Genomic DNA, 5,168 nt, shown 5'->3' on the forward strand with positions numbered 1-5,168 from the left:
GTCCACCGGCGGGCCGGTGGCCTTGCAGCGTGTATTGACCCAACTGCCGGCCAACTTCCCCGCGCCGATCGTGCTGGTGCAGCACATGCCCGCCGCCTTCACCAAGGCCTTCGCCGAGCGTCTGGACAAGCTGTGCCGCATCAGCGTCAAGGAAGCCGAGGACGGTGACATCCTGCGCCCCGGCCTGGCGCTGCTGGCGCCGGGCGGCAAGCAGATGATGGTGGACGGCCGTGGGGCGATCAAGATCCTGCCGGGCGACGAGCGCCTGAACTACAAGCCGTGCGTGGACATCACCTTCGGTTCGGCGGCCAAGTCCTATGGCGACAAAGTTCTGGCGGTGGTGCTCACCGGCATGGGCGCCGACGGCCGTGAAGGCGCGCGCCTGCTCAAGCAGGGCGGCAGCGCCATCTGGGCCCAGGACGAAGCCAGTTGTGTGATCTATGGCATGCCCATGGCCATCGTCAAGGCCGACCTGGCTGACGCGGTCTACAGCCTGGACGACATCGGCAAGCATCTGGTGGAGGCCTGCCTCTGATGGATGTCTTGAGCCTGATCGGCATCACCCTGGCGTTTGTCGCCATCATCGGCGGCAACTACCTGGAGGGCGGCCACCTCGGCGCCCTGGCCAACGGCCCGGCGGCGCTGATCGTGATCGGCGGCACCGTGGGCGCTGCGTTGCTGCAGTCGCCGCTGAGCTCGTTCAAGCGCGCCATGCAGATTCTGATCTGGATCATTTTTCCGCCACGGGTCGACATGGCAGGCGGCATCGACCGTGTGGTCAACTGGAGCCTCACCGCCCGCAAGGAAGGCTTGCTGGGCCTGGAAGGCGTGGCTGATGCCGAGCCCGACAGCTATGCACGCAAGGGCCTGCAGCTGCTGGTCGACGGCGCCGAACCGGAAGCGATCCGCAGCATCCTCGAGGTGGATTTCTACACCCAGGAAAGCCGCGATATCAATGCGGCCAAAGTGTTTGAAAGCATGGGCGGCTACGCGCCGACCATCGGCATCATCGGCGCGGTGATGGGCCTGATCCACGTGATGGGCAACCTGGCTGACCCTTCGCAACTGGGCAGCGGCATTGCCGTGGCGTTTGTTGCCACCATCTATGGCGTGGCCAGCGCCAACCTGGTGCTGCTGCCGGTGGCAAGCAAGCTCAAGTCGATTGCCATGCGCCAGTCCCGCTACCGCGAAATGCTGCTCGAAGGCATCCTGTCGATTGCCGAGGGCGAAAACCCGCGCTCCATCGAACTGAAGCTCCAGGGCTTCTCGGATTGATGGGTATGAACACTGTAGGAGCGAGCTCGCTCGCGAAAATCGTCAACGATAACGCGGGTGTCCTGGATAAACGCGTTGCTCTCGGGTTTTTCGCGAGCAAGCTCGCTCCTACAGGTGATTCGGTGTGTGGAGGGGAGCGCCTGTGAGCCGTCGCCGTCGCGAGCCTGAAGAGCACGTCAACCATGAACGCTGGCTGGTGTCCTACGCGGACTTCATCACCTTGCTGTTTGCGTTTTTCGTGGTGATGTACTCGATCTCGTCGATCAACGAAGGCAAGTACAAGATCATTTCCCAGGCATTGGTCGGGGTGTTCAACGATTCCGAGCGCGCGCTCAAGCCGATTCCCATTGGCGAAGAACGGCCCAAGACGGTGACGCCGGCCAAGCCACTGGTCAACGACAGCGATGAAACCGCCGCCGGCATCGGCGGTACCAGCGACCCGCTCAAAAGCATCGCCGACGATATCAGCGCCGCGTTCGGTGACCTGATCAAGTCCAATCAGATGACCGTGCGCGGCAATGAGTTGTGGGTGGAGATCGAGCTCAATTCCAGCCTGTTGTTCGCCAGCGCCGATGCGTTGCCGAGCGACCAGGCCTTCACCATCATCGATAAGGTGGCGGCGATCCTCAGGCCGTTTGAAAACCCGATTCACGTCGAAGGCTTTACCGACAATGTGCCGATCAGCACTGCGCAGTACCCGACCAACTGGGAACTGTCCTCGGCGCGCGCGGCGAGTATCGTGCGCATGCTCGCGATGCAGGGGGTCAACCCCCAGCGCCTGGCGTCGGTGGGCTACGGTGAATTCCAGCCGGTGGCCAATAACGCCACGGCCGAAGGCCGCGGGCGCAACCGGCGCGTGGTGCTGGTGGTGTCACGTAACCTGGATGTACGCCGCAGCCTGACCGGCACCGGCACAGCAAATGCAACACCGGATGCGGCATTGCGGCGCGCTGGCACACAAACTGCACCGGCCCCTGCAAAACCGCCGGTGCGGACAAGCTCCGTCAATTCTCCGTCACCGGCTCAATAACCTATGCAATGTCTCGGTCGCGCCTGTGCCCACCGGGAGGAATCAACCGAATGAGAGTCTGGGCAGTTGCCAATCAAAAGGGTGGAGTCGGCAAGACCACCACTTCCATCGCTTTAGCCGGCTTGCTGGCCGAGGCGGGCAAGCGCGTGGTCGTGGTCGACCTCGACCCCCACGGCTCCATGACCAGCTATTTCGGCTACGACCCGGATGCGCTGGAACACAGTTGCTACGACCTGTTCCTGCACAAGGGCAGCGTGCCGAGCGACTTGCCCCGGCAACTGCTGCTGCCCACCAGCAGTGACAGTATTTCGCTGTTGCCGTCCAGCACCGCCCTGGCCACCCTTGAACGCCAGTCGCCGGGCCAGAGCGGCCTGGGCCTGGTGATCGCCAAGACCCTGGCGCAACTGTGGCAGGACTTCGATTACGCGATCATCGACAGCCCGCCCTTGCTCGGCGTGCTGATGGTCAATGCCTTGGCGGCCAGCCAGCAACTGGTCATCCCGGTACAGACCGAGCACCTGGCCGTCAAAGGCCTGGAGCGCATGGTCAGCACCCTGGCGATGATCAACCGTTCGCGCAAACAGGCGCTGCCGTACAGCATCGTGCCGACCTTGTTCGACCGACGTACCCAGGCGTCCCTCGGCACCCTGCGCGTACTGCGCGATGGCTACCCGGACAGCATCTGGAATGGCTACATCCCGGTGGACACGCGCCTGCGCGACGCCAGCCGCGCGGGGCTTACGCCGTCGCAGTTCGACGGCAAGAGCCGTGGCGTACTGGCGTATCGGGCGTTGCTCAAGCACCTGCTGTCCCAGCAACTTGTGGCGCAGGTGGCGTGATGAACCGTCCCGTCCAATACAAGACCCGGCCGCAACTGGCACTGGAATCCTACCTGGATGCCTTGCTGCAGGACGCGACCGCCGAAGAACTGCCGGAACCGATCCTGGTGCCGGAGCCGGTCATTGAGGTCGAAGCGGCGCTGGATGAGTTCCAGTTGGCGGTGCTCGAGGAGCAGGCCCGCGACGCCCGGGTCGAAGCGCTGCCCGTGGTGCTGCCGATCACGCCTGAGGGGGTGGCGCCGGTGGTGGTCGAGCCGATCGTGCAAGTGCACCTGCCGCCGAGCATCACGCCGCCGCCGGTGACCGGTGACGGTCGCCCGTCCTGGGCCGCCGAGCCGTTCGAATGCCTGTTGTTCGATGTGGCCGGCTTGACCCTGGCGGTGCCGCTGGTGTGCCTGGGCTCGATCTATTCCCTGGAAGGCCAGGAGCTGACGCCACTGTTCGGGCAGCCGGAGTGGTTTCTCGGCATCCTGCCCAGCCAGGCCGGCAATCTCAAGGTGCTGGACACGGCGCGCTGGGTGATGCCCGACCGCTACCGTGACGATTTTCAACAGGGCCTGCAGTACGTGATCTCCGTGCAGGGTTACGAGTGGGGGCTGGCAGTGCATCAAGTCAGCCGCTCGTTGCGCCTGGACCCGAACGAAATCAAATGGCGCAGCCACCGTGGCCAACGGCCGTGGTTGGCGGGCACCGTGATCGAACACATGTGCGCATTGCTCGACGTCGCCGAACTGGCCGAGTTGATCGCCAGTGGCGCAGTCAAGACGATGGCGCAGAACAAACGCAGTTGATTGGACAATAAAGGTCGTGCGGTTGCGCGGCCCATTAGCACACACGCCGTCGATAGCGGCATTTGAGGGGTCAGAAAGATGAACAAGTCAGCGTCCGCACAAGGTTTGGATGATCCGATCCTGCAATGGGTGACCTTCAAACTGGACAACGAGTCCTACGGCATTAACGTGATGCGCGTGCAGGAAGTGCTGCGCTACACCGAGATCGCCCCGGTACCGGGTGCACCGAGCTATGTGCTGGGCATCATCAACCTGCGCGGCAACGTGGTGACGGTGATCGACACCCGCCAGCGCTTCGGCCTGGCACCGACCGATGTCAACGACAACACGCGCATCGTCATCATCGAAGCCGACAAGCAAGTGGTCGGGATCATGGTCGACAGCGTCGCCGAAGTGGTCTACCTGCGCCAATCGGAAGTGGAAACCGCGCCGAACGTGGGCAACGAAGAATCCGCCAAGTTTATCCAGGGCGTGTGCAACAAGAACAACGAGCTGTTGATTCTGGTTGAGCTGGACAAAATGATGAGCGAAGAAGAGTGGTCGGAACTGGAGAGCATCTGATTGTTCCTTGAGGCGGCGGTGATTGTCCTGGCCCTGTTGTGGGCCGGGACCTTGGCATTCCTGCTGCGCTACATGCGCCAGCAACGCGAGTCGGTCCTGCAACAGGCCGAGCGCGATGCGGTGCGTGACCGGCGCATTCTGGAGCTGGTCAAACGCGTCGATCATTTCCAGCAGACTGCGGTGCGGGTAGGCGATGAGGTGCATGAACTGCGCGCGATTCTCGGGCCGTTGCCGGACAAGCTGGTGCAGTTGGAACAGCGCGATCCTGCCAACCTGTCGTTCGCCCAGGCGGCCAAGCTGGTGGGCATGGGCGCGACGGTGGACGAACTGACCCAGTCGTGCGGCCTGACCCATGCCGAAGCGCAGTTGATGAGCAAGTTGCACAAGAGCTGATTCGGGCTGGCTTGCTCGGTTCAATGTGGGAGGGGCCAGCGGCGATCTGGCGGCTGTCCTCGATCCAGTGTGGGAGGGGGCTTGCCCCCGATGGCGGTGTGTCAGCTGAACACTGGCTGGCTGACACACCGCTATCGGGGCATAGGTATCTACCCAACTCAGCAGCGCCCAACCGTAACCACGATGCGAAGCGAGTCGCTCTTGATCTGGCTTTTGATCTTAGGCGCCCCGTTAAACCACGCTGGCCGAACGCAGGCTTGAATCCGTGGGCAACCCGGC

Annotated in this window: 7 protein-coding genes; all 7 read left to right on the forward strand. The window is 63.1% G+C overall.

The annotated features are described in order from the left end of the window. The coding region (locus tag BFP90_RS18970; protein ID WP_305118405.1) for a chemotaxis protein CheB at positions 1-535 on the forward strand (535 nt) is incomplete at its 5' end. After that, positions 535-1,275, forward strand: coding sequence for a flagellar motor protein (locus BFP90_RS18975; RefSeq protein ID WP_065888351.1), 741 nt, complete (start codon positions 535-537; stop codon positions 1,273-1,275). The genes BFP90_RS18970 and BFP90_RS18975, both read left to right, overlap by 1 nt. 142 nt (positions 1,276-1,417) lie before the next feature. Further along, a complete protein-coding gene (gene motD / locus BFP90_RS18980) occupies positions 1,418-2,305 on the forward strand; it encodes a flagellar motor protein MotD (RefSeq protein ID WP_065888352.1) in 888 nt (295 codons plus the stop codon). Between the two features lie 50 nt (positions 2,306-2,355). Then, positions 2,356-3,144: a ParA family protein gene (locus tag BFP90_RS18985; protein ID WP_065888353.1), complete on the forward strand. Its 789-nt coding sequence runs from the start codon at positions 2,356-2,358 to the stop codon at positions 3,142-3,144. Continuing rightward, entirely contained in the window at positions 3,144-3,935 is a 792-nt protein-coding gene (locus tag BFP90_RS18990; protein ID WP_065891599.1) for a CheW domain-containing protein, read from the forward strand. The genes BFP90_RS18985 and BFP90_RS18990 overlap by 1 nt, the downstream gene beginning before the upstream one ends. Before the next feature lie 78 nt (positions 3,936-4,013). Then, complete coding sequence (locus BFP90_RS18995; RefSeq protein ID WP_057721368.1) at positions 4,014-4,496, forward strand: chemotaxis protein CheW; 483 nt, start codon at positions 4,014-4,016, stop codon at positions 4,494-4,496. Further along, positions 4,497-4,889: a DUF2802 domain-containing protein gene (locus tag BFP90_RS19000; RefSeq protein WP_065888355.1), complete on the forward strand. Its 393-nt coding sequence runs from the start codon at positions 4,497-4,499 to the stop codon at positions 4,887-4,889. Positions 4,890-5,168: the final 279 nt, after the last annotated feature.

It is taken from the genome of Pseudomonas sp. 24 E 13 (genome assembly GCF_900004715.1).
In the GTDB taxonomy this organism is placed as follows: domain Bacteria; phylum Pseudomonadota; class Gammaproteobacteria; order Pseudomonadales; family Pseudomonadaceae; genus Aquipseudomonas; species Aquipseudomonas orientalis_A.

Coding starts and splice junctions, on each gene's coding strand:
- BFP90_RS18985 (WP_065888353.1), top strand. CDS start 2,356: ATGAGAGTCTGGGCAGTTGCCAATCAAAAGGGTGGAGTCGGCAAGACC.
- BFP90_RS18990 (WP_065891599.1), top strand. CDS start 3,144: ATGAACCGTCCCGTCCAATACAAGACCCGGCCGCAACTGGCACTGGAA.
- BFP90_RS18975 (WP_065888351.1), top strand. CDS start 535: ATGGATGTCTTGAGCCTGATCGGCATCACCCTGGCGTTTGTCGCCATC.
- BFP90_RS18995 (WP_057721368.1), top strand. CDS start 4,014: ATGAACAAGTCAGCGTCCGCACAAGGTTTGGATGATCCGATCCTGCAA.